The sequence below is a fragment of the Pseudomonas sp. BJa3 genome (genome assembly GCF_026343815.1).
Taxonomy (GTDB): domain Bacteria; phylum Pseudomonadota; class Gammaproteobacteria; order Pseudomonadales; family Pseudomonadaceae; genus Aquipseudomonas; species Aquipseudomonas soli.
Window position 1 is genome coordinate 1 of the sequence record NZ_JAOXMC010000539.1, and the last position, 237, is coordinate 237.

Genomic DNA, 237 nt, shown 5'->3' on the forward strand with positions numbered 1-237 from the left:
GCATCGCCTGCAAGGTTTCGTTGGGTTTGTCGAAGCTGCCGTCCTTGAGCGCCCGCCCGTTCAGGTTGCGTTGCTTGACCTCATCCTGGGCCAGCAGCAGCTGGCGCCGTAGCCCTGCCTGTTCGAGCAGCAGCAAGGCCGCGCTGGTGCGCAGGTCTGCGCGGTCTAACCACTGGAGGCGCTGCTCGGCGTCCAGCGCCAACCAGTCTTCGACCGTCGTCTCTTTGATTGGTAGCT

1 pseudogene is annotated in these 237 nt (G+C 64.1%); it reads right to left on the reverse strand.

Going from position 1 to position 237, the window contains the following annotated elements:
- Window positions 1-237, reverse strand: a pseudogene (locus tag OH705_RS28700) (hypothetical protein); the annotation flags it as partial.